Origin of the sequence: Jiella pacifica (assembly GCF_010500815.1) — a bacterium.
GTDB classification, from domain to species: domain Bacteria; phylum Pseudomonadota; class Alphaproteobacteria; order Rhizobiales; family Rhizobiaceae; genus Jiella; species Jiella pacifica.
Window position 1 is genome coordinate 223,886 of record NZ_JAAAMG010000007.1, and the last position, 19,625, is coordinate 243,510.

Here is a 19,625-nt window from a genome sequence, read left to right on the forward strand (position 1 = left end):
GTCAGGCATGTCCGAGATAGGCCTCCAGCACGGCGCGGTCCTGGCGGATTTCGTCGGGCGTTCCCTGCGCGATGCGCTTGCCCGCTGCCATGACGAGGATCTTGTCGGCCACCGCCATCACCAGTTCGACCGCATGTTCGATCAGAAGAATGCCGACGCCCTTTTCGCCGGCGAGACGCCGGATGATGTCCATCATCTGGTCCCGCGCGACGGGAGAGAGGCCGACGGCAGGCTCGTCGAGCAGAAGCACCGGCGGATCGGAGGCCACCGTGCGCACGATCTCGACGATGCGTTGCTGCCCCCCTGAGAGATCCCCGGCAGGCGTGTCGGCCATATGCTCCATCGACATGAGCTTCAGGAGATCGCGCGCCCGGGCAATGTTCGCGGCCTCCGAATCCAGCGCTTTGCGACGGCCGAAAAGAATGTCGAAAAAAGTTCCCTCGGTCTGGGCGTGCAGGCCGGTGAGTACGTTCTCGAGCACGGTCAAAGCCGGAAACAGGCCGCCATTCTGGAAGGTACGGCGAATACCCCGCTCGGCGATCGCATGGGGCGTCAGCACCGTCAGCGGCTCGCCATTGAGATGGACGGTGCCCGAGGTCGGCGTGACATAGCCGGAGATGGCGTTGAACAACGTCGACTTGCCGGCGCCGTTCGGGCCGATCACCGCGCGGACCTCGCCCCGGTTCAGCCGGAACGAGACGTCTTCCAGCGCCGTCAGCCCGGAAAAGCGGACACTCAGCCCCTCTACGATCAGAAGATCGCTCATCTCGCCTCCCGGTAAAAGCGCTCGACGAAGATCGGCGACAGGCGGCGAAGCAGGCTGGCGAGCCCCATCGGCAGGGCCACCAGCACCGCCGCGACGATGAGACCGAAAAAGAGCTCCTCCATGCCCGGAAAGGCCCGCAGATATTCGGGCAGCGCCGTGAGCATCACCGCGCCGAGGACCGCGCCGAGAACCGAGCCGAGACCGCCCACCAGCACCATGGCGAAGGAGGCGATCAGATGGAGCATGCCGAAGCTTTCGGGGAAGACGTGGCCGATGTGGCGGGCAAACAGCGCGCCGGCGCAGCCGACGACGAAGCCGGACCAGATGAAGGTGACGAGGATCACCCGCGAGGTCGGGATGGCCAGCGATGCGGTCGCCACCTCGTTTTCGCGCACCGCCATGACGGCGCGGCCGAAACGCGAGGCGAGCAGGTTCGCGGTCGCCTTCACCAGAAGCACGGTGACCACGAGGAAGACGTAGAATTTCACCGTATCGTCGGTGAGCGAGGTCCCGAAAAGCGTCTCGCGCGGCATCGGAAGGCCGTCGGTGCCGCCGGTCAGCGGCTTGGCGTGGAGATAACTCCAGCGCATCAACTCCCCGAAGGCGAGCGTGATGATGGCGAGATAATAGGAGCGGATGCCGCGCAGGGCCGCGGCCGAGGCAAGAAAGCCGCCAGCGGCGCCGAAGACGCCGGCGATCGGAATGGTCAGGAGCCAGGGCACACCGAGCTTCGCCGCCAGGATCGCAGAACCATAGGCCCCGATGCCGAAAAAGGCGGTGTTGGCGAAGGCGAGTTGGCCAAGATTGCCGATGACGATGGTGAAGCCCAGCGTCACCAGGGTCGAGATCAGCATGCCGTTGACGATGAACTGGGTGTAGGCGTTGGTCCCAAGCGGCACGAGGAGGAGAATGGCTGGCACGGCCCAGAACAGGATCGTGCGGAGACGGCGCTGGCGGGCGGTCGGCATCTTCATGGCGTCACACCTTCACCACGGCCTTGCGGCCGAGGAGCCCCTGGGGACGGACGAAGAGAACGAGGACGATGATCACGTAAGCGGTGATCTCGATGAGGGAGCTGTCGAGATAGGCGCCGGCATATTGCTCGCCGATGCCGAGGAGGACGCCGCCCAGAACCGCCCCGCCCAGCGAGCCGAAGCCGCCCAGCGTCATCGCTGCGAAGCCTTTGATCAGGAAGGAGGCGCCGAGATCGGGGTGGAGCAGCGTCACCGGCGCGACGAGAATGCCGCCGAGCGCGCCGAGCGCCGCGCCGACGCCCCAGCTCACATCGTTGAACCGATCGACATTGAGCCCGATCAGCCGGGCGCCGCGCGGGCTCTGATAGACCGCCTGGACCATCTTGCCGAGATCGGTGAGGGCCAGAAGGCCGAAGAAGCAGAGGAGCAGCACGAGAACCGTCGAGATGATGACGATCGCGTCGCCGGTGATGACCAGCGAGCCGAAGAAGATCGGCGGCATGTCGAAGACCGGCGGCATGGGCAGAACCTCGCGGCCCCAGACCATGCGGGCGATTCCCCGCAGAACGTAGCCGCCGGCGATGCACATCAGCGCGAGCCCGATATGCGGCCCCCCGAGGATCGGCCGGATGAGCCCGCGATTGAACAGGACACCCAGCACGAACATGGCGACGACCGCCAACGCCCCGGCGGGCAGGAAAGCGACGCCGCCGAGCACCACCAGCACATAGGACAGGAAGGCCCCCGCCATGACGAAATCGCCATGGCCGAAATTCACCACCGTGGTCGAGCGATAGACGACCGTGAGCGAGAGGGCGATGAGCGCGTAGATCGCGCCCTGGGCGAGCCCGCTCAGGGTGAGCTGCATGAACATGCGTCGTTCCCTTGGCAAGGCCGGGCGCCGTCATGCGGCGTCCGGCAATTGCATTCGATGCGGGGGGCTCGATCAGTAAGGCTGGCCCCAGGCCTTGAGCACCGTCGGCTTCTCGTCGACGAAGCCGGCAACGGCGGAGCCCTTGACGCCCTGATGGTCTTCCGGCGTCCAGGTTATGGGATCGGAGAGGATGCCGGTATCGAAATCACGCACCTCTTCGAGCGCCGCAATCAGCTTGGAGCGGGTGAGGTCCGGGCCGATCTTTTCCAGCGCGGAGACCAGTGCCTCGGCCGAACCGATCGAGACGAAGGAGAAGGTCGAAAGCTCCTCGTCGGGATAGTATTTCTTGATCATGTCGGCCCATTTTTCCATTTTCGGGCCGTCGAGATTGTCCACATAGGAGTGGATGACGAAGTAGTTCTTCACCGTGTCGAAATCGCCGGTGCGCTTCAGCGTGTTTTCGAGGTCGGTGCCGGCGGTGCCCATCACGGGAATCTCGCCGAGGCCGTATTTCTTCAGGTCCTTCAGGAAGATCGCCGTCTCCGCCTCGTAGAGGGCGGCGATGATGAAGTCGGGCTTCGCCTCGCGAAGCTGGAGGACCTGGGCCGTCGCGTCCGTCTGGCCACGCTCCATGGTGAGCTCGAGCGAAGGGGTGATGCCCTGCTCCTTCAGATATTCCTTTGCCGGGTCGGAGTAGCTGTGCGCCCAGTCGTTGGAGTGCTCGATGATCGCGACATTCTTCGTGTCGGGCTTCGACAGGACGAAGGAGGCCATGGCGCGGCCATTGGCACTGCCGGTGGGAACGCCGTGGAAGATGTTCCTGGCGAGCGGCGCGGAGATGGAATCGCTCACCGCCTGGGCGACGATCCAGGGAATGCCGGACTCCTCGACGACGGGCCGAAGAGCGACCGCGACGCCCGAGCAGGAATTGCCCTGAAGCATGAAGACCTGGTCCTGGGAGATCAGCTTCTTGGCGGCGGCAAGCCCCTTGGCGCTGTCGCAGGCGGTGTCTTCCTGCACGGCGACGAGCTTGCGGCCATGTACGCCGCCCTCATCATTGATCTTCTGATAATAGGCCATCATGCCGACCATCGCCTTGCTGTAGGACGAGGCGTTTCCGGAGAACGGCCCCATGACGCCGATGGTGATGCTGTCGTCGGTGAGACCCTGAGTCTCCCAGCCGGCGTCCTGTGCGAAGGCCGGAGCCGCCGCAAAGGCGAGCATGGCAAACAGGGCGGTGATCTTTCTCATCTGCAACTCCTGTCGTTCGTGTTGACTGAGACCACGGCTTTCCGCCGCTTGTGATTGGGGCATGTGCCCGAGTAAAAACCGACCAACCTGTTTGTTTCTTGATCACTCTCCGGGACGGACCGGTCGGACATGAATGGCGAGGATGGCCTTGAGCGCGGCCAGCATTTCGCGGAAGTATTCTTCGTCCCGTCTCAGGACCGCCTGAACGGCCATCCCCCGAAAGACGTTCATCATCAGATTGAGCGCGACGCGCGCCGTGACGATCTGCGGATCGGCGGCGACGAAGGTGTGCGACCACGTGAGCTCGAAACGTTCGTGAAGATCGAGGATCAGAGGAGCAAGATGGCCCCTGAGTTCGGCATCACCTCGGGCTGCAACAATGATCTCGAGCGAGGAATAGAACCATTCGCCCTCGAGGATGTCGGCCCAGACCGCGTCGAAGAAGCCGTCATAGGTCAGCGGACCTTCGCGCAGATCGGCGGCGAGCCGTTCGAGACCGGTGGCGAAATTGTCGAACATCTCCTCCGTGGCGGAGACAATCAGGGCCATCTTGTCCGGGAAATGATGAGTCTGCGCGCCACGCGAGACGCCGGCACGGCGGGCGATTCCTGCGGTCGTGGTCTTGGCGTAGCCGACCTCCATGAGCGACCGGACGGTTGCGGCAAGGAGAAGCTTGCGTGTCTCCGCGCTGCGCTGTTCCTGGGTTCTTCGCTCGCTGGTCGACACGACAGCTCCTCATTTAGAAACAGACCAGCTGGTTTTTCTGTACATGTCAATAGCAGCCGCAGAGGGTGCCCATTTTGCAATCATCCAGAGGTCCGGCATCTGGTTTCGTCGAGGGCTGCTTCCGCCATGCCAGGCGCCGCGCCCCTGCGTCTGGGAATCGGCGTATGGTCACGCCGCCGATCAGCATGAGGACACGCTGACACGTCTCTGAAACAACAGCAAAGCCCTCATCGATCGAGGTCACGCGGCAGCGCCGAAACACAGCTTTTCTTCGCGCACTGCGGCATTACGCCCGGGCCGGAGCCCTTCACGCGCGGCGATCTCTCGACGCGGGGCGCTTGTCCTGGCTGTTCGGGCGTTAGATCGTGCCGGTGAAAACCCCTTCGATCCGGTCTCCTACCAAGCGATGGTGATGATCGATGCGAAGGTGCACGCCAGAGCTATCGGGAGGCCGTCGAATAGGTGCCCGCCGTCTAGTCGACGGCCCGGCTCCGCCCTTCGGCGGCAGCCGAGGAGAGCGCTTGGCAAGCCAGATCGGGCCGCGAAACGCCGATTTGACGCCGGACTTCAAGTGTCATCAACGTCAGCCAAGGCACGCGAAGGCACGAAAGTATGTTCCCTTTTAAGAACTTTTCTGGTGAAAATTATGCACTTTTTGTCATGATAAAACCTGTTAACCTGCCTCTCGATCGTCGCTTTTCTGGCTCGGGGCTTTTTCGGAAACATGCAGCATGTGCACGTTGTGAGGACGGTTCATCGGCTTTTGGCCGAAAGTCTGACGAGACTCGGAACGTCCCATCTGTTCGGCCTCGTCGGCGATGCCAACCTCTTCATGGTCGATGCTTTCGTCTCGAACGGCACCGGGCGCTACATCGCCTGCACCCATGAGGCGAACGCGGTTCTCGCCGCCCTCGGTTTCGCCCAGACGACCGGGCGCGTCGGTGTCGCGACCGTCACCCACGGCCCGGCGCTCACCAACACGATGACCGCCCTCGCCGAAGGCGTCAAAGGCGGCATCCCGATGGTACTCCTTTGCGGCGATACCGCGCCGGGAGACCTTCAGCATCTTCAGAAGATCGACCAGCGCCCGGTCGTCGCCGCCGCCGGCGCCGGCTTCGTCGAGATGCGCGGGCCGCAAACGGCTCTGGCCGATCTCGAACGCGCCTTCCGTCTCGCCGCCCATGAGCGGCGCCCGATCGTCTTCAACATGCGGGTCGACCTGCAATGGGCGGAGGCGAGCGACCATGCGCTCCAGCCGGTCCTGCCCGAGGTTCCGGTCGGCCCGGCACGGGGCGCTGCGCTGGAAGACGCCGTCGGCATGATCGCCTCGGCGCGGCGGCCGCTGATCCTTGCCGGGCGCGCGGCAATCGGGAGCGACGCGAAAGCTGCCCTCCTCGCGCTTGCGGCCCGCATCGAGGCGCCGCTCGCGACGACCCTGAAGGCACAAGGTCTTTTCACCGGCGAGCCCTTCGATCTCGGCATTTTCGGCAGCCTCAGCCATCCGGTCGCGGTGGACGCGATCATGGCTTCGGACTGCATCGTGGCCTTCGGCGCCAGCCTCAGCAAGCACACCACCGACGACGGCGCCTTGACGCGCGGCAAGCGTGTGATCCAGGTGCTCCCGGACGCCGCCGAGACCCCACGCCTCACCGAGCCGGGCCTGAGGCTGATCGGCGACATGGCGGGAACGGCCCGGGCCATGATCGACCTTCTCGACATGGCGGAAATCGCCGGCTCGGGCGCTGCGGATGCCGACCTGCGGGAGCGATTGGCGGCTGAGCTCGTCGGGCGCGAGACCCTGGTGCCGGTGGCGAGGACGGCGCCGGGAACGGTCGATTTCGTGCCCGCCCTCAAGGCGCTGAACGCCGCGCTGCCGAAAGAGCGGGCCGTCGTCGCCGATCTCGGCCGCTTCGTCACCACCGCCTGGCGCCACGTCCCCGTCACCACGCCGCGCGACCTCGTCTATACGTGCCATTTCGGTGCGATCGGCTGCGGGCTCGGCGAGGCGATCGGCGCCGCCGCCGTCGATCCGGACCGGCTCACCGTCCTGATCGCCGGCGACGGCGGCTTTCTCCTGTCGGGGCTGTCCGAACTCGGCACCGCCCTTCGCGAGCGCATGAATCTCCTCGTCCTCGTCTGCAACGACGGCAGTTACGGAGCGGAGCATGTCCAGTTCACCCAGCGCGGCATGGACCCCGCCCTGTCGATCATCGCCCCGCCGGATTTTGCGGCCATCGCCTCCGCAATGGGGATCAGGGCGCTGCGCGTCGACGGACCGGAAAGCCTGAACACGGCCTGCCGGGCGCTGTCGGCGCCGGGGGCGCCGGGCGGCCCCACCCTCATCGACCTTCGCCTCGATCCCACCATGATCGACATGTGAGCACCGCGATCTGCCCCGGCTTCCGTCCTGCGCAGGGGGCATGGTCTCCTGCCTCGGTTCGGCAAAGGCCCATCTCGAGACCTCTCCCCCTCCCCACCCACAGGAGTGACTCATGAATTCCACACGTCGCATGTTCCTACAAATGTCCGCAGGCGCGGCAGCCCTCGGCATGATGCGCTCGCCCGCCTTCGCCCAGTCCGACAGGTTCATCGTCAACATGTTCGGCGGGCGCTGGGAGAACGACTGGCGCCAGCACGTCATGCCGCGTTTCGCCGAGCAGACCGGCAAGCCCTTCGATCTCGACATCGGTCTCGGCATGTCGTGGATTTCGAACTTCCGGGCCGCCGGCGTCGACAATCCCCCCTTCCCTGCCGTGATGCTCAACGAGAAATACACGGCGATGATCCGCAACGACGGCTACTTCGAGGAGCTGACGCCCGAAAAGGTGCCGAACATGGCCGACCTGATCGAGCCCGCGATCCTGAAGGGCAAGACGGCCGTCACCGGCATGCTCGCGCCGCTGGTGCTTGCCTACCGGACCGATCTGGTCAAGAGCCCGCCCAAGGGCTGGGCCGATTTGTGGGATGAGCGCTTCAAGGGCCAGCTCGGCCTTTACAAGATCACGAACTCGGCCGCGACCATGATGGCGCTTTGGGCGGGCGAACATTTCGGCTCGGGCCGTGACGACATCGAGACCGCCATCGCCAAGTTCAAGGAACTCGCGCCCTTCCCGCAGATCGGTTACTCGGCCCAGCTCACGCCGCTCCTCACGCAAGGCCAGATCGCCGTCGCGCCGATCGACGTCGGCGAGGTGAAGTCCATGCAGGAACAGGGCGTTCCGATCGACTTCGTGGTTCCGGAAGAAGGCATGATGGTGTTCGATCACTCCTTCTCCGTCTTCAAGAACCACCCCGACAAGAAGCTCGGCGAAGACTATGTGAACTTCGTCCTGAGCCCCGAGACCCAGCTCTGGATGGCCGAAAACTGGCTGATCGCACCGACCAACAAGACGGTCGAACTTCCAGAAGAGCTGCAGAAATGGCCGCTGCAGGCCGACGTCGTCTCCAAGGCGATCCGCTTCGACTGGGACGAGACCCTGGCGATCATTCCCGACCTGAACGACCTTTGGGAGCGCACGATCTGATCGATGGCGACCGTCGACGTCAAAAACCTGTGCAAACGCTACGACGACTTCGTCGCGCTCGACGGTGTGTCGATCGCGGCGCGGTCGGGCGAGCTCGTGACGCTTCTCGGCCCCTCCGGCTGCGGCAAGAGCACGACACTCAGATGTCTCGCCGGATTTCTCGAACCCGACGGGGGCGAGATGGCGGTGGACGGGCAGAGCATTCTCGCAACGCCCTCCAACCGGCGCGGCTTCGGCGTCGTTTTCCAAAACTACGCGCTGTTTCCGCATATGACCGTGGCCGAGAATATCGGCTACGGTCTCAGACTTCGCAAATGCAGCGGCAGCGAGATCACGACACGGGTCCACGACGTCATGAGCCTCGTCAAGCTGACGGGACTCGAACATCGCATGCCTCGCGAGATTTCCGGGGGGCAGCAGCAACGCGTGGCGCTCGCCCGCGCCCTGGTCCTGAAGCCCAAGCTCCTCCTCCTGGACGAGCCGCTCGCCAATCTCGACGCGCGGCTGCGCGACGAGGTCCGCTGGCTGATCCGCGATCTCCAGCAGCAATCGGGCATCACCGCCTTTTACGTCACCCACGACCAGTCCGAGGCGATGGCGATTTCGGACATGGTCGCGGTGATGAAGAAAGGGCGCGTCGCGCAGTTCGCGACGCCCCGCGAAATCTACCAGAAGCCCGTCGAACGCTATGTCGCGGACTTCACCGGCGAAGCCAACTTCCTGTCCTGCCGTTCGTTGGAAGCTTGCGGCGAGGGCCGCATGCGGATCTCGGTCGGCGGTGCCGAACTCGACGTCGACTGCGTCCCCTCGCTCGAACCGGGTGAGGCGGCCGAACTTCTGCTGCGCCCGGAATCGCTCCAGCTCGCGACCTTGGGCGAGGACGTGACCTTTCGCGGCCGGATCGTCAAATCCGCGTTCCTCGGCGCCTCGCAGCATTGTGAGATCGCGCTGGCCGACGGCGGCGTCCTGAAGCTCACGACCGCGCCGAATGCCCCCGTTCGCATCGGTGACGAGGTCGGCATCGTCGTCGATCGTTCCCACGCCTGGCTCATGCCGGAGGGGACGAAATGATCAAAGCGAGGCATCTTAGACTGTTGCTCGGTGCTCCGGCGGTCGTTCTGATCTTCGTGTTCATGATCCTGCCGATCACCAACATGGTGGAGATGAGCTTCCGCGTACCCGGCACCGTCGAGCCGTTCGGCGACGACTATACGCTGATGCACTACACGCGGGTTTTCGGAGACAGCTTCTACTGGGGCATTCTCGCACGCTCCCTTCTGACGGCGGGCAGCGTCGCGCTTTTATGCCTGATCGTCAGCTATCCGATCGCCTGGCATCTGTCGAAGGCGAGCGGATTGAAAGCCGCCCTGCTGTACGCCCTGATCGCCTCGCCGCTGATGACCGGTGTCCTCGTCCGCAACTTCGGCTGGATGATCGTCACCGCGCTGAACGGTCCGCTGAACGAGACCCTGATCGGCCTCGGCATCATCTCGCAGCCCCTCCGGCTCCTGTTCACCCAAGGCCTGGTCATCGTCGCGCTGGTGCATGTCTTCGTGCCCTTCATGGTGCTGCCGATCAACAATGCGCTGCGCAACATTCCCGACAATCTCGTCGAGGCCTCCGTTTCGATGGGCGCGAGCCGCTACCGGGTCTTCCGCGACATCATCCTGCCCTTGAGCTTTCCTGGCATCCAGCCGGGCCTGATCCTCGTCTACGTGCTGGCGGTCGCAGCCTATGTGACGCCGGCGCTGCTCGGCGGCCAGATGGTCACCTACATGCCGACCATGATCATCGCCGAACTCACCGGCACGTTCCGCTGGCCGCTCGGCTCGGCGCTCGCGATCATGCTCTCGCTCTCGACGATCCTCGTGGTCGGGCTCTTCACCATGCTGACATGGCGGCTGATGGAAAGGGCTCGGGCATGAGCGGCGCCTCCACGATGTTCGTCCAACAGCGGCCTGTCGGGCTCGGCTTCGCCCTGTTGATCGTCCTTCTCTACGTCTTCCTCCTGGTGCCACTGGTGACCATCGTCGGCGCCTCGTTCACGGCGGGTCTGATGATCGAGTTTCCGCCGCGCGGCTTTTCGCTGCAATGGTATCGCGAATTCTTCGGGCGCCGGGATCTCGTCGACGGCCTTCTCCTCTCCCTCCGCGTCGGCGCGATCACCGCGATCGTGACGACGATCGTCGCGACCATGGCGGCGCTTTGCGGGCAGGCGCTGTCCGGCCGGAAGGGAGGCTGGTTTCAGCTCGCAATGACGCTGCCGCTTCTCGTTCCAGAATTGCTGACGGCCGTCGGGCTCCTGTTCTTCCTGTTCAAGATCGGGCTCGGCAAGACGGTGCTCGGGCTTCAGATGGGCCACATCCTGATGTCGTTCCCCTATGCCTATGTCTCGATCACCGCCGCCCTGCGTCAGGTCCCCTCCTCGCTGGACGAGGCTTCGGCGAGCCTCGGCGCGACCCACTGGCAGACCTTCCGGATGGTGACCCTGCCTCTGATCATGCCGGGCGTGGTGATGGGCGCGATCTTCGCCTTCATCAACAGCTTCGATCTCTACACGATCTCGCTTCTCCTGAAGCCGCTGGGCGGCAACACGTTGCCGCTCGCGCTCTTCGACTTCCTGACCTACGAGTTCAAGCCCACGGCTGCGGCGGCCGCGACGATCTCAATCGTCCTGTCCGTGATCGGCGTTGCTCTGGTGCAGAGGCTCGTCGGCCTGCAACGCGCTTTCTGAAGGTGGGCACGCTTATGACGCGAGACCTGGCACGCTGATGGCCGAGACGCTTAATAGGCCTCGGCTGCTCTATCAGTTGGTGAGCCCGCTGCACCGCAGCGCCGGCGAGGCGGAAGTGGCGCGCCGGCAGGACATTCTCAGGCGCTGGTCGCCCGGTGCCGAGGTTGCCATCGCTTCGCCCGAAGCCGGCCCCGCCGCCGTGGAGTCGGCGGCGGACATCGCCAGAGTATTTCCGAGCCTGTCCGAGGCAGCCCTCCGCTGGCGCGACGAGGGTTTCGACGCGGTCGTCATCGGCTGTTTCAGCGACCCGGGCGTCGAGGCCCTGTCGGAGGTCTCGGGGCTGCCGATCATCGGCCCCGGCGAAGCGGCGATGCTTGCCGCGGTGCTGCTCGGCGAACGCTTCTCGGTCCTGTCGTCGGACCCGACACCGCCAGGCCTTCGACGGCGCATTCGCGGCATCGGGCTCGAGGCGATGTTCGTCTCGGAAGCCCTCGTCGGATGCCCGGTCGCCGAACTCGTCGCCGATCCCGAACGCCACATTGCCGGCATCCTCGACCAGGCTCGGCTGTGTCTCGCGCAGGGTGCGGACGTCCTGGTCCTGGGCTGCCTGGCAATGTCCTTTGCGCCCGGCCTGCCGGAACGGCTCCGCGAAGCGCTCGGCGTGCCGATCGTCAACCCGGTGTTTTCCGGCCTCAGGGCCGCCGAGGCAGCGGTACACGCGCGGCCCGCTTCCCTCGGGGCCTAAGGCCCGGCCACGCGACATCATATGAAACGGGAAGGGTGAGGATGACCGAACGACATCCGGTATCGGCCGACAGCAAGACCTACGAGACGCTTTTGGCCGCCGCTCGGTTTCAGGAACGGCGGCGGGTGCCGATCACCGACTTCGCCTATCCGGCAGGGGTGCGGATCGCCGTCAACTTCACCCTCGACTTCGACGCGATGCTCCTGCGGCGGATGCTGAACGAGCCGTGGGGCCAGAAGGCCAAGGGCGAGTTCGGCGGCCGCGTCGGCATCTGGCGGATCCTTGCAATGTTCGAGGCGAACGACGTCGATGTCACGCTCTTCACGCCGGGGCGGATCTGCGAGCTCTACCCGCAAGTTCTTCAACATGCGGTCGCGGCCGGGCACGAGCTGGCGGACCACATGTGGGAGCACGAGGTTCCCAAGGACCCTGCTATCGAGGACGCCCATCTGACACGGGCGCTCGCAGCGCTCGAAACGGTCGCGGGGAGGCCGATCACCGGCACGCGGTCGAGCCACACGCCGGCGCTGCTTCGGCAGAAGGGCGTCGTCTACAACTCCTTCACCTCGGCCCGGACCATGCCCTTCTACGAGCTTGACGCCGAGGGCGGAAATCCGATGCTCCAACTTCCCTTCCACTATGCGCTCGACGACGCGATGTATTTCAGCTTCGGCTGGCTCGCGACGCCGAACGCGGCGCAGCGCATTCTCGATGTCGACGAGATCTTCGACATCTGGTGGGCGGCCTTCGAGCACCAGTACAAGCGCGGCGGCTATTTGAACTTCCTGCTGCACCCCTTCGTCTCGGGCCACGCGATGCGCGTCGACATGATCGAACGGCTGATCAAGCGCATGCGCACCCTGCCTGGCGTCTGGTTCCCGACCTGCGGCGCGCTGGCCGAGCATATCTTCACCCACCATCCCTATCGCGGCGGGGAGGAGTAGGCCGATGCCCTGGAAGGACAATTACACGACCAGCGATGAGATCGGCGTCCGCGACGGCGCCGTGACCTGGCCGCAGGGCCGCCATATGGCGCTGGGGCTGACGGTGAATCTCAACCCGGCGGCCAAGGCCTGCGGCATCACCGCCGAGGACCTTGCCTATCCGACCTGGCATTTCGGCGTGCAGGAAGGGCTGGAGGCCTTTTTGGGTCTCTTCGAGCGCCTGGGGATCAAGGCGACCTTCGCCGTCCCGGCCCTCGTCGCAGAAGCCTATGGCCGGCAGGTGGAGGCGATCCTGACAGCCGGCCACGAGATCGCGGCGCAGGGCCTTCTCGGCGAGGATCCCAACCTCCTGGATCCCGGGCAGGAAGCCGACCATATGGACCGCGCAGGCGAGATCCTGAAGCGTGCGACGGGAGCGGCTCCCAAGGGCTGGTACGCCCTGCCCCGCGGCGACGACCGCTTTGCGACCGGCACCGTGACGGATGCGACGATCGGCCTGCTTCGCGAGCGGGGCTATGGCTATTTCGGCAACGGCCTCGCCGACGACGCGCCCTATTACTGGATCAGCGACTTCTCCAAGCGCGAGAGCCTCCTCACCCTGCCCTATTACTATCATTTCGACGACACGTTCTTCCTGATGTTTCCCCATGAGGGCACGGGGCTGGAGCGGCCGGCTGCGTTGAAGCGCAACTGGCGCGCCCAGTTTCTCGCGCAGTATCGGCGCGGCCGATATTTCAACATCACGGTCTCCCCGGCCCGCTCGGGCTGGCAGCATCGCTTCGACGATCTCGCAAGCTTCCTGGAAGAGGCCATGTCCTATCCGGGCGTCTGGGCCGCGAGCGCGTCGGACCTCGCCGCCCACTGGCAGGCGACCAGCCCGACCGAGACGCATCTGCAGCCCGCCGCATCGATCTGGCGCGATTACGACGACAGCCTGAGCTGACCCATGGACCTGACGAACAGCGAAGACATTCTCACCGGGCTGATGCGCTGGGTGGCGATCGACACGCCGACCGGGGCGACCGAAACCATCGGCACCCTTATCGACCTGATCGCCGCCGATCTCGAACCGCTGGGGGCCGCGCTCGAACGGGTGCCGGGCCGCGACGGGATGGGCGATCACCTGATCGCGCGCTTTGCCGGGGCAAACGGGCCGGGCGTTCTCATCACCAGCCATATCGACACCGTCTGCCCGCCGGGCGCTGTCGCGATCCGCAGGGACGGCGACAGACAATACGGCCCGGGCATCGCCGACATGAAGGGCGGCGGCTACCTGGCCTTCTCGGCGGTTCGCAATCTCCTCGCCTCGGGCACTCCCCTGCCCGGCCCGGTCACGCTGATCTACAACAGCGACGAGGAGATCGGCTCGCCGACCTCCCGCGCGCTCATACAAGCCGAGGCGAAGAAGCACGGCGCCGCCCTCATCCCCGAGCCCGCGCGCGCAGACGAAGTCATCACCTTTCGCAAGGGCCGGGCGAAATATACGCTCGACATCTTCGGGACTGAGGCCCATGCCGGCTCGGCCTTCGCAAACGGCCGCAGCGCGATTTCCGAGCTTGCCCGGGCGATCCTGCGGCTCGACGCGCTGACCGATCTGTCGGCCGGAACGACAGTCAATGTAGGGCGCATTCGCGGCGGCACGGAGCCCAACGTCGTCGCCGGCCACGCCGCATGCGATGTCGATATACGATTTGCGAAGGACGAGCTCGGCGCCGCCATCGACGCCACGCTCCGCGCCATGGCCTCCGAGGACCGCGAGACGCGGATCGAGGTGTCGGGCGAGATCGAAAAGCCCGGCCTTGGGCGGACCGAGGCGACGCTGTCGATGTTCAAGACGGCCCACGCCTTCAACGACGGTCTCGGCTACGCGCTGGCCGAGACCAGTTCCGGCGGCGGCAGCGACGGCAATTTCACCTCGGCCGCCGGCGTGCCCACCCTCGACGGGTTGGGGGCGATCGGCAATGACTGGCACTCGCCGAACGAACATATCCTGATCGAACCGCTGGCGCGGCGGGAAGCGCTGTTGCGGAAACTGATCCATCATTTCGCGGGCACGCGCCCGTCCGGAGACTGACATGCCCCCTCGACTTCGCCCGGAATTCGGCGGCACGCGCTCGGTGGTGAAGGCGCGCCACGCGCTTTTGACCCCGGAAAGCCACGAACGGATCACGCAACCGGGTTGGAGCGATTGCGAGTTCGTGACGCTGATCTCGCCGGACCTCGGCGCGAAATTCGCCATGTCCCTCGTCGAGGCGCAAGGCAGCCTGACGGCGCCGGCCGCCATGGCCGGGATCGCCCGTTTCCTGTTCTGTCTCGAAGGCGATGTCGCGCTCGACGGTGTCCGGATCCCGGCGGAGGGCTTCGCCTTCTGTCCCCCGGACGATAAGCGAGAGATCGCTTTGTCGAAGAACGCGCGGCTGGTGCTGTTCGAATGGCGCTTCGTGGCGCAGGACGAGGTTCCGGGCCCGCTCTCGGGCCGGCTCGGCGATATCGCGGGCCAGCCCCTGCGCGGCGACGATCGGCTTCGTGTCCAGAAGATGTTGCCGGTCGATCCGGGGTTCGATTGTGAATTCAACGTCATGACGTTCGATCCGGGCGCCTCTCTCGCCTATGTCGAGGTGCATTTCATGGAGCACGGGCTCCTCTTCCTCGACGGCGGCGGCATCTATCGCCTCGACGAGGATTGGATGCCGGTCACCGAAGGCGACGCGATCTGGATGGGGCCGCATGTGCCGCAATGGTTCGGTGCGCTCGGACGCGAGCCCTCGCGCTATCTGATCTACAAGAACTACAATCGATCGCCTCTCTCGCCGCGATGACGCAGCGCCCGTCGCATCGGGCGGCGGGTCGCCAGCGCGTGGGCTCGTCACCGCGCTCGGATCGCGCGTCAACCGCCATACTGGGCGAAGAGCGCCTTGACGGAGGCCGCGAAGGCGACCGACGAACTGGTGGGCGCGCGACCGGCGACCCGGCAGCAGGACAGCGGTTTTCTCTCGATGCCGAGATTTTCGACCTCGATGAAAGCGAGCTGCTCGCGCTTGCTCTGCAGGAAGCGGCCGATCACCATGCTGACCCCGAGCCCGTCCTGAACCATCTGCCGCAGCAGGCTGAACGAGTTGGTGTGCATGATCGTTCGCACCTCGACGCCCGAGCGGATCAGCGCGTCCTGCAGCATCTGGTGGAGCGCGACGGACGAGTCGGGAAAGATGAACTTCTCGCCGGCGATCTCCTCCAGCCGCACCTTGCGTCGCGGGGCCAGGGCGTGGTTTTGCGAGGTGATCAGAAAGGTCCGGCGATGGAGCGTCGCCAGAACCTCGATCTCGGGCGCTGCCGCGAAATTGTAGCCGAGACCGATATCGACGTCGCCGTCATGAAGCCGCTTGAGGATTTCGGGCGTGTTCTCGACGATGATCGTATATTCGAGCGCCGGGAAGTTACGGTGCATGTTGTGGAGGATGCCCGGCAGGAGGTCGGAGGCGACCACCTCGTTGACGCCGACGCGCAGATGTCCCCGCTTCAGGCCGAGAAGCTCGTTGAGTTCCTCGCGCACGATCGACAACTCGTTGATGATCGAGGCGCTGCGGTACAGGAGGATGCTGCCGGCCTCGGTCAGTTCCAGACCGCCGCGCCCGCGATCGCGCCGGAAGAGTTCGACCCCGAAATGATCCTCCAGATTCTTGATCTGCTTGCTGACCGCGGACGGCGCGACATTGAGCTTGTCGGCCGCGGCCCGGAACGAGCCCTGCTGCGCGACCTCGACGAAATGCTGAAGCTTGGACAGGCGCGAGAGAACGGAGCTGCTGGTCATGGAAGGGTATCCGGGGAGAACGGGGATGAAGATCCGCACGATAGCCGGTGTTTCGTGCGCCGGGAAAGGATGACTTGGCGATGAACGACGACTGCCTCACCGCTCTCTCGGACATCCTTGAGGGCGGCGAACTGCTTCTCGATGAAGCCGATCGCTCGCGTTACGCCTCCGACGGTTCCGGCTTGATCGGCGATCTTCCGCTCGCCGTGCTGCGGCCCGCGACGACGGAGCGACTGGCGGGGGCGATGGCGCTTTGCGCGCGTGCGCGGATCGCCATGATCCCGCAAGGCGGGCGAACGGGGCTGTCGGGCGGCGCCTGCGTCACCGGCCGGGCCGTGGTCATCTCCACCGAGCGCATGCAGGGCGTCATCGAGACCGACGCGGACGCGATGGCGATGACGGTCTGGGCGGGGACCCCGCTCGAACGGGTTCAGGAGGCGGCGCGCGACAAGGGTCTCGACTTTCCGGTCGATATCGGCGCGCGCGGCTCCGCCACGGTCGGCGGAATCATCGCCACCAACGCCGGCGGCATTCGCGTGCTGCGCTACGGGATGACGCGGCAGAACGTGCTCGGACTGGAGGTCGTTCTCGCCGACGGGCGGATCATCAGCCGCCTCGGCAAGCTGGTGAAGGACAATTCGGGCCTCGATCTCAAGCAGCTCTTCATCGGGGCGGAAGGCGCGTTGGGGATCATCACCAAGGCGGTTCTGCAGCTGAAGCCGCATCCCGGCGAGGCAAGGGTGGTGCTCCTTGCGATCCCCGATTTCCCGGCGGCGATCGCCTGCCTGGCGCGCGCCCGGAAGCTGTTCGGCGATCGGCTGACCGCCTTCGAGGGCATGTGGCCGGATTACTGGGAGTTCGTATGCGGCAAGGCCGGGCTGGTACGGCGGCCGATTTCGGGAACGCACGGGTTCTACGTGCTGGCCGAGATTGTCGGCGGAGCGTCGACGGCGGCGGAGATCGAGACCTGGTTCGCGGCGCTGAGCGAAGAGGGTCTCGTCGAGGACGGCATTCTTGCGCAGTCCCTCGCCGAGGGCCGTTCGCTCTGGGCGGTGCGCGAGGCGGTTGGGGAGGTCGACGATGCGCTCGGATCCCATATCAATTTCGATCTCGGCGTCGCCTCCTCGCATCTCGGCGATTTCTGCAAAGCCTGCGACGACCGTCTCGCGGGCCTCGAGGGGGCGGGCCAGGTCCTGAAAGTCGGCCATGTGGGCGACGGCAACGTCCATCTTCTCGTCGCCCATGACGGGCGCGCGGCGGTGGTCCATGCGATCGAAGGCGCGATCTACGGCCTCGTTGCCGAATGGGGTGGAGCGATCACGGCCGAGCACGGCATCGGGCGGCTGAAGCGCGACTGGCTTCATTGCAGCCGGTCGGCGGAGGAGATCGCCCTGATGAGTATTCTCAAGCAGGCGCTCGATCCGGCCGGACTGCTGAATCCGGGCATTTACCCCGGGGTCGCGGCCGATAGCGCGGGATAGGAGTTCTACCAGACGGACCTGAAGGTCATCGTCAATTCCAAAAGATGGGCAACTCTCAGCCAGGAATCCCGCGACATTCTGGAGCAAGGCGCCATCGACTATGAAAAGATGTCGACCGAGGCCCTTCAGCCGCAGATCGAGACGGCGCGCAAGCAGCTCGCGGAAAAAGGAATGAAGGTCATCAAGCTCGAGGGCAAGGCCGCCGAGAAATATCTCGACAAGGCCTATTCCAGCGCCTGGGATGCCCTGAAGGCGTCGGGATCGCACTATTACGACGAGCTGCGGGCTGCGTACTACAGGCGTTGAACGTCGCGGTGAAAGCGGCCTGCCGTCGCCCGCCCATTGCGGGGCCCGGTCGGCGCCAGAAAGCGCCGACGCGGAAGCTGACGCCGGCGGTCCAGGAATGGTGAGACAGTGAGCTCGATCACACCCTCAAGGGCACAACTAGCGGCGCCTTCTTTGGCGGATCGAGAAGGCGAAACTCGACCGTGTTGTCTGTGACAAAGCCTTCTGAAGATTGGCGTATCACAATCGTCGCTTTTTTCAGTCCTACCCCGTCATGCGCAAACCATCGTAAAACGTCATCTGATCCGCCTTTCACGCCAAAATCAACATTTCCTAATTCTTCTTTCAGAGAGAAGTATTGTTCGACAGAACCTGCCGCCAAATCGGCCGCACTGAGCAAATCCAACATCAAAACAGATCGCTCTTTAAAAGGGGTGGCGCCACCAATCCGGCCGAATTGGAAGCCTTCTCGTTTGTAACTGCGCACAACAGTGTTGAATAAGTTCAAAGCGTACGCGTGCTTTTCTGGATTAGGGCAAATGTCATCATGGTCTGACATCCAAAATACATTTTGCCCTTCATCTGCCAAGAGCCCCGTTAGATAGGCGGCAATATGCACCACGGTCGCAAGCTTTTCGGCGGGCTTTGATTTCCATATTCCGAATCCGCACTCATTTAACTCCGTAACTATACGCTTCTGCGCTGTTTTTCTGTGTCGCCCGAACAAAGTTGGGATCTTCTTTTCGACAAGAACATTGCATAGAAGTCCATTCACGCCGCCGTCAAGCGCACAGAGATACTCTGGTACAGACCGCCTCATTCGATCATTTCTTAGGTCTTTATAAGAATACTCTTTCTGCCCTAATCCGAAATCATTTCGAACTTCTTTCATTCTTTCTTCGAAGAACCCAATGCCATCCATTGCACATACAAGAAACGAATAAGAATTGAATTTTCCGGTACTCTCACCTCCATAGTCGCTAAATATTCCAACTCCCTTGTTTCCATAAGCAGAAAGGTCAGGCAGAAGGAGATTTTTTCTGATCTTTTTCCCGATAAAGCTGCTTTCTAAAGATTGCGTAACGCTCGGGTACTGTTTTCGTAGATCTGCCCGCAAGATGAATACATTTGGATCTTTCAGGACGAGATTTTGAGCAAACTCTTGAAGGGAGGGCGAGATAGAGCGGTCTGTCATATGCACTTGCCCGAAAACATCGTGATTCGTCAGCAGATAGCTTTAGTCGTCGATAGGTCGCACGCAAGCGTCCGGCCCAGCGAAGGGCTGCGCTTGAAATCGCCATTTTGGTAGGTTGGGATCTTCGTTTCGTCAGCGACGGCTAATGCAGTCGACCATGTTTCCGCGCTTCCGCAGCGCCACGAATAGCGTGTCCTCTTAATCTTCTTTCCATGCTATTTTTGGGAAGGAGGACCGAACCATGGGACCGTCACCATCAAGGAAGTCCGCAGGGCCGCGTGATGCGGCCACCAAGGTTGCGCATCATCGCCTGAGTGT

General features: G+C 64.1%; 19 protein-coding genes. 12 read left to right on the forward strand and 7 right to left on the reverse strand.

Annotation, left to right across the window (positions count from 1 at the left end):
• Window position 1: 1 nt before the first annotated feature.
• From GTK09_RS11130 to GTK09_RS11150, 5 genes are all read right to left on the reverse strand, one after another.
• On the reverse strand, window positions 2-766 hold the full coding sequence (locus GTK09_RS11130; protein ID WP_163463227.1) for an ABC transporter ATP-binding protein: 765 nt from the start codon (window positions 764-766) through the stop codon (window positions 2-4).
• Window positions 763-1,740 carry a branched-chain amino acid ABC transporter permease gene (locus GTK09_RS11135; protein ID WP_163463228.1) on the reverse strand — a complete coding sequence of 326 codons (978 nt, stop codon included), beginning with the start codon at window positions 1,738-1,740 and terminating at the stop codon, window positions 763-765. The genes GTK09_RS11130 and GTK09_RS11135 overlap by 4 nt, the downstream gene beginning before the upstream one ends.
• Window positions 1,741-1,744: 4 nt before the next feature.
• A complete protein-coding gene (locus tag GTK09_RS11140; protein ID WP_163463229.1) occupies window positions 1,745-2,614 on the reverse strand; it encodes a branched-chain amino acid ABC transporter permease in 870 nt (289 codons plus the stop codon).
• Window positions 2,615-2,686: 72 nt separating this feature from the next.
• Window positions 2,687-3,865, reverse strand: coding sequence for an ABC transporter substrate-binding protein (locus GTK09_RS11145; RefSeq protein ID WP_163463230.1), 1,179 nt, complete (start codon window positions 3,863-3,865; stop codon window positions 2,687-2,689).
• Window positions 3,866-3,967: 102 nt separating this feature from the next.
• A complete protein-coding gene (locus tag GTK09_RS11150) occupies window positions 3,968-4,591 on the reverse strand; it encodes a TetR/AcrR family transcriptional regulator (protein WP_163463231.1) in 624 nt (207 codons plus the stop codon).
• Window positions 4,592-5,315: 724 nt separating this feature from the next.
• Here GTK09_RS11150 and GTK09_RS11155 point away from each other — a divergent pair.
• From GTK09_RS11155 to allE, 10 genes are all read left to right on the forward strand, one after another.
• Complete coding sequence (locus tag GTK09_RS11155; RefSeq protein WP_163463232.1) at window positions 5,316-6,971, forward strand: thiamine pyrophosphate-binding protein; 1,656 nt, start codon at window positions 5,316-5,318, stop codon at window positions 6,969-6,971.
• Window positions 6,972-7,083: 112 nt separating this feature from the next.
• The gene (locus tag GTK09_RS11160; RefSeq protein ID WP_163463233.1) at window positions 7,084-8,115 is read left to right on the forward strand and encodes an ABC transporter substrate-binding protein; all 1,032 of its coding nucleotides are present in this window, start codon (window positions 7,084-7,086) and stop codon (window positions 8,113-8,115) included.
• A gap of 3 nt (window positions 8,116-8,118) precedes the next feature.
• Window positions 8,119-9,186: an ABC transporter ATP-binding protein gene (locus GTK09_RS11165; RefSeq protein WP_163463234.1), complete on the forward strand. Its 1,068-nt coding sequence runs from the start codon at window positions 8,119-8,121 to the stop codon at window positions 9,184-9,186.
• Complete coding sequence (locus GTK09_RS11170; RefSeq protein WP_163463235.1) at window positions 9,183-10,040, forward strand: ABC transporter permease; 858 nt, start codon at window positions 9,183-9,185, stop codon at window positions 10,038-10,040. Before GTK09_RS11165 ends, GTK09_RS11170 begins: the two co-directional genes overlap by 4 nt.
• A complete protein-coding gene (locus tag GTK09_RS11175; protein ID WP_163463236.1) occupies window positions 10,037-10,849 on the forward strand; it encodes an ABC transporter permease in 813 nt (270 codons plus the stop codon). Before GTK09_RS11170 ends, GTK09_RS11175 begins: the two co-directional genes overlap by 4 nt.
• Before the next feature lie 37 nt (window positions 10,850-10,886).
• Entirely contained in the window at window positions 10,887-11,594 is a 708-nt protein-coding gene (locus GTK09_RS11180; protein WP_163463237.1) for an aspartate/glutamate racemase family protein, read from the forward strand.
• 41 nt (window positions 11,595-11,635) lie between these two features.
• Window positions 11,636-12,538, forward strand: coding sequence for a polysaccharide deacetylase family protein (locus GTK09_RS11185; RefSeq protein WP_163463238.1), 903 nt, complete (start codon window positions 11,636-11,638; stop codon window positions 12,536-12,538).
• A 4-nt stretch (window positions 12,539-12,542) separates the two neighbouring features.
• The gene (locus GTK09_RS11190) at window positions 12,543-13,481 is read left to right on the forward strand and encodes a polysaccharide deacetylase family protein (protein ID WP_163463239.1); all 939 of its coding nucleotides are present in this window, start codon (window positions 12,543-12,545) and stop codon (window positions 13,479-13,481) included.
• A 3-nt stretch (window positions 13,482-13,484) separates the two neighbouring features.
• Entirely contained in the window at window positions 13,485-14,612 is a 1,128-nt protein-coding gene (locus GTK09_RS11195) for a M20 family metallopeptidase (RefSeq protein ID WP_203560976.1), read from the forward strand.
• 1 nt (window position 14,613) lies between these two features.
• Window positions 14,614-15,357 carry a (S)-ureidoglycine aminohydrolase gene (gene allE, locus GTK09_RS11200; protein ID WP_163463240.1) on the forward strand — a complete coding sequence of 248 codons (744 nt, stop codon included), beginning with the start codon at window positions 14,614-14,616 and terminating at the stop codon, window positions 15,355-15,357.
• Between the two features lie 68 nt (window positions 15,358-15,425).
• Here allE and GTK09_RS11205 read toward each other — a convergent pair whose 3' ends face one another.
• On the reverse strand, window positions 15,426-16,346 hold the full coding sequence (locus tag GTK09_RS11205) for a LysR family transcriptional regulator (RefSeq protein WP_163463241.1): 921 nt from the start codon (window positions 16,344-16,346) through the stop codon (window positions 15,426-15,428).
• Window positions 16,347-16,426: 80 nt separating this feature from the next.
• Between GTK09_RS11205 and GTK09_RS11210 the strand changes: the two genes are divergently transcribed.
• Both GTK09_RS11210 and GTK09_RS11215 read left to right on the forward strand, forming a co-directional pair.
• Window positions 16,427-17,827: an FAD-binding oxidoreductase gene (locus tag GTK09_RS11210; protein ID WP_163463242.1), complete on the forward strand. Its 1,401-nt coding sequence runs from the start codon at window positions 16,427-16,429 to the stop codon at window positions 17,825-17,827.
• Window positions 17,828-17,845: 18 nt separating this feature from the next.
• A complete protein-coding gene (locus GTK09_RS11215; protein WP_163463266.1) occupies window positions 17,846-18,133 on the forward strand; it encodes a type 2 periplasmic-binding domain-containing protein in 288 nt (95 codons plus the stop codon).
• Window positions 18,134-18,251: 118 nt separating this feature from the next.
• Here GTK09_RS11215 and GTK09_RS11220 read toward each other — a convergent pair whose 3' ends face one another.
• Window positions 18,252-19,307, reverse strand: a complete 1,056-nt coding sequence (locus GTK09_RS11220; RefSeq protein ID WP_163463243.1) for a hypothetical protein — start codon at window positions 19,305-19,307, stop codon at window positions 18,252-18,254.
• Window positions 19,308-19,625: the final 318 nt, after the last annotated feature.

What these genes read in the sequence shown, in the direction of transcription:
- GTK09_RS11165 (WP_163463234.1), top strand. Translation starts at nt 8,119, where the DNA reads ATGGCGACCGTCGACGTCAAAAACCTGTGCAAACGCTACGACGACTTC.
- GTK09_RS11220 (WP_163463243.1), bottom strand. Translation starts at nt 19,307, where the DNA reads ATGACAGACCGCTCTATCTCGCCCTCCCTTCAAGAGTTTGCTCAAAAT.
- GTK09_RS11170 (WP_163463235.1), top strand. Translation starts at nt 9,183, where the DNA reads ATGATCAAAGCGAGGCATCTTAGACTGTTGCTCGGTGCTCCGGCGGTC.
- GTK09_RS11140 (WP_163463229.1), bottom strand. Translation starts at nt 2,614, where the DNA reads ATGTTCATGCAGCTCACCCTGAGCGGGCTCGCCCAGGGCGCGATCTAC.
- GTK09_RS11145 (WP_163463230.1), bottom strand. Translation starts at nt 3,865, where the DNA reads ATGAGAAAGATCACCGCCCTGTTTGCCATGCTCGCCTTTGCGGCGGCT.
- GTK09_RS11175 (WP_163463236.1), top strand. Translation starts at nt 10,037, where the DNA reads ATGAGCGGCGCCTCCACGATGTTCGTCCAACAGCGGCCTGTCGGGCTC.
- allE (WP_163463240.1), top strand. Translation starts at nt 14,614, where the DNA reads ATGCCCCCTCGACTTCGCCCGGAATTCGGCGGCACGCGCTCGGTGGTG.
- GTK09_RS11160 (WP_163463233.1), top strand. Translation starts at nt 7,084, where the DNA reads ATGAATTCCACACGTCGCATGTTCCTACAAATGTCCGCAGGCGCGGCA.
- GTK09_RS11190 (WP_163463239.1), top strand. Translation starts at nt 12,543, where the DNA reads ATGCCCTGGAAGGACAATTACACGACCAGCGATGAGATCGGCGTCCGC.
- GTK09_RS11135 (WP_163463228.1), bottom strand. Translation starts at nt 1,740, where the DNA reads ATGAAGATGCCGACCGCCCGCCAGCGCCGTCTCCGCACGATCCTGTTC.
- GTK09_RS11155 (WP_163463232.1), top strand. Translation starts at nt 5,316, where the DNA reads ATGCAGCATGTGCACGTTGTGAGGACGGTTCATCGGCTTTTGGCCGAA.
- GTK09_RS11205 (WP_163463241.1), bottom strand. Translation starts at nt 16,346, where the DNA reads ATGACCAGCAGCTCCGTTCTCTCGCGCCTGTCCAAGCTTCAGCATTTC.
- GTK09_RS11130 (WP_163463227.1), bottom strand. Translation starts at nt 766, where the DNA reads ATGAGCGATCTTCTGATCGTAGAGGGGCTGAGTGTCCGCTTTTCCGGG.
- GTK09_RS11180 (WP_163463237.1), top strand. Translation starts at nt 10,887, where the DNA reads ATGGCCGAGACGCTTAATAGGCCTCGGCTGCTCTATCAGTTGGTGAGC.
- GTK09_RS11210 (WP_163463242.1), top strand. Translation starts at nt 16,427, where the DNA reads ATGAACGACGACTGCCTCACCGCTCTCTCGGACATCCTTGAGGGCGGC.
- GTK09_RS11185 (WP_163463238.1), top strand. Translation starts at nt 11,636, where the DNA reads ATGACCGAACGACATCCGGTATCGGCCGACAGCAAGACCTACGAGACG.
- GTK09_RS11195 (WP_203560976.1), top strand. Translation starts at nt 13,485, where the DNA reads ATGGACCTGACGAACAGCGAAGACATTCTCACCGGGCTGATGCGCTGG.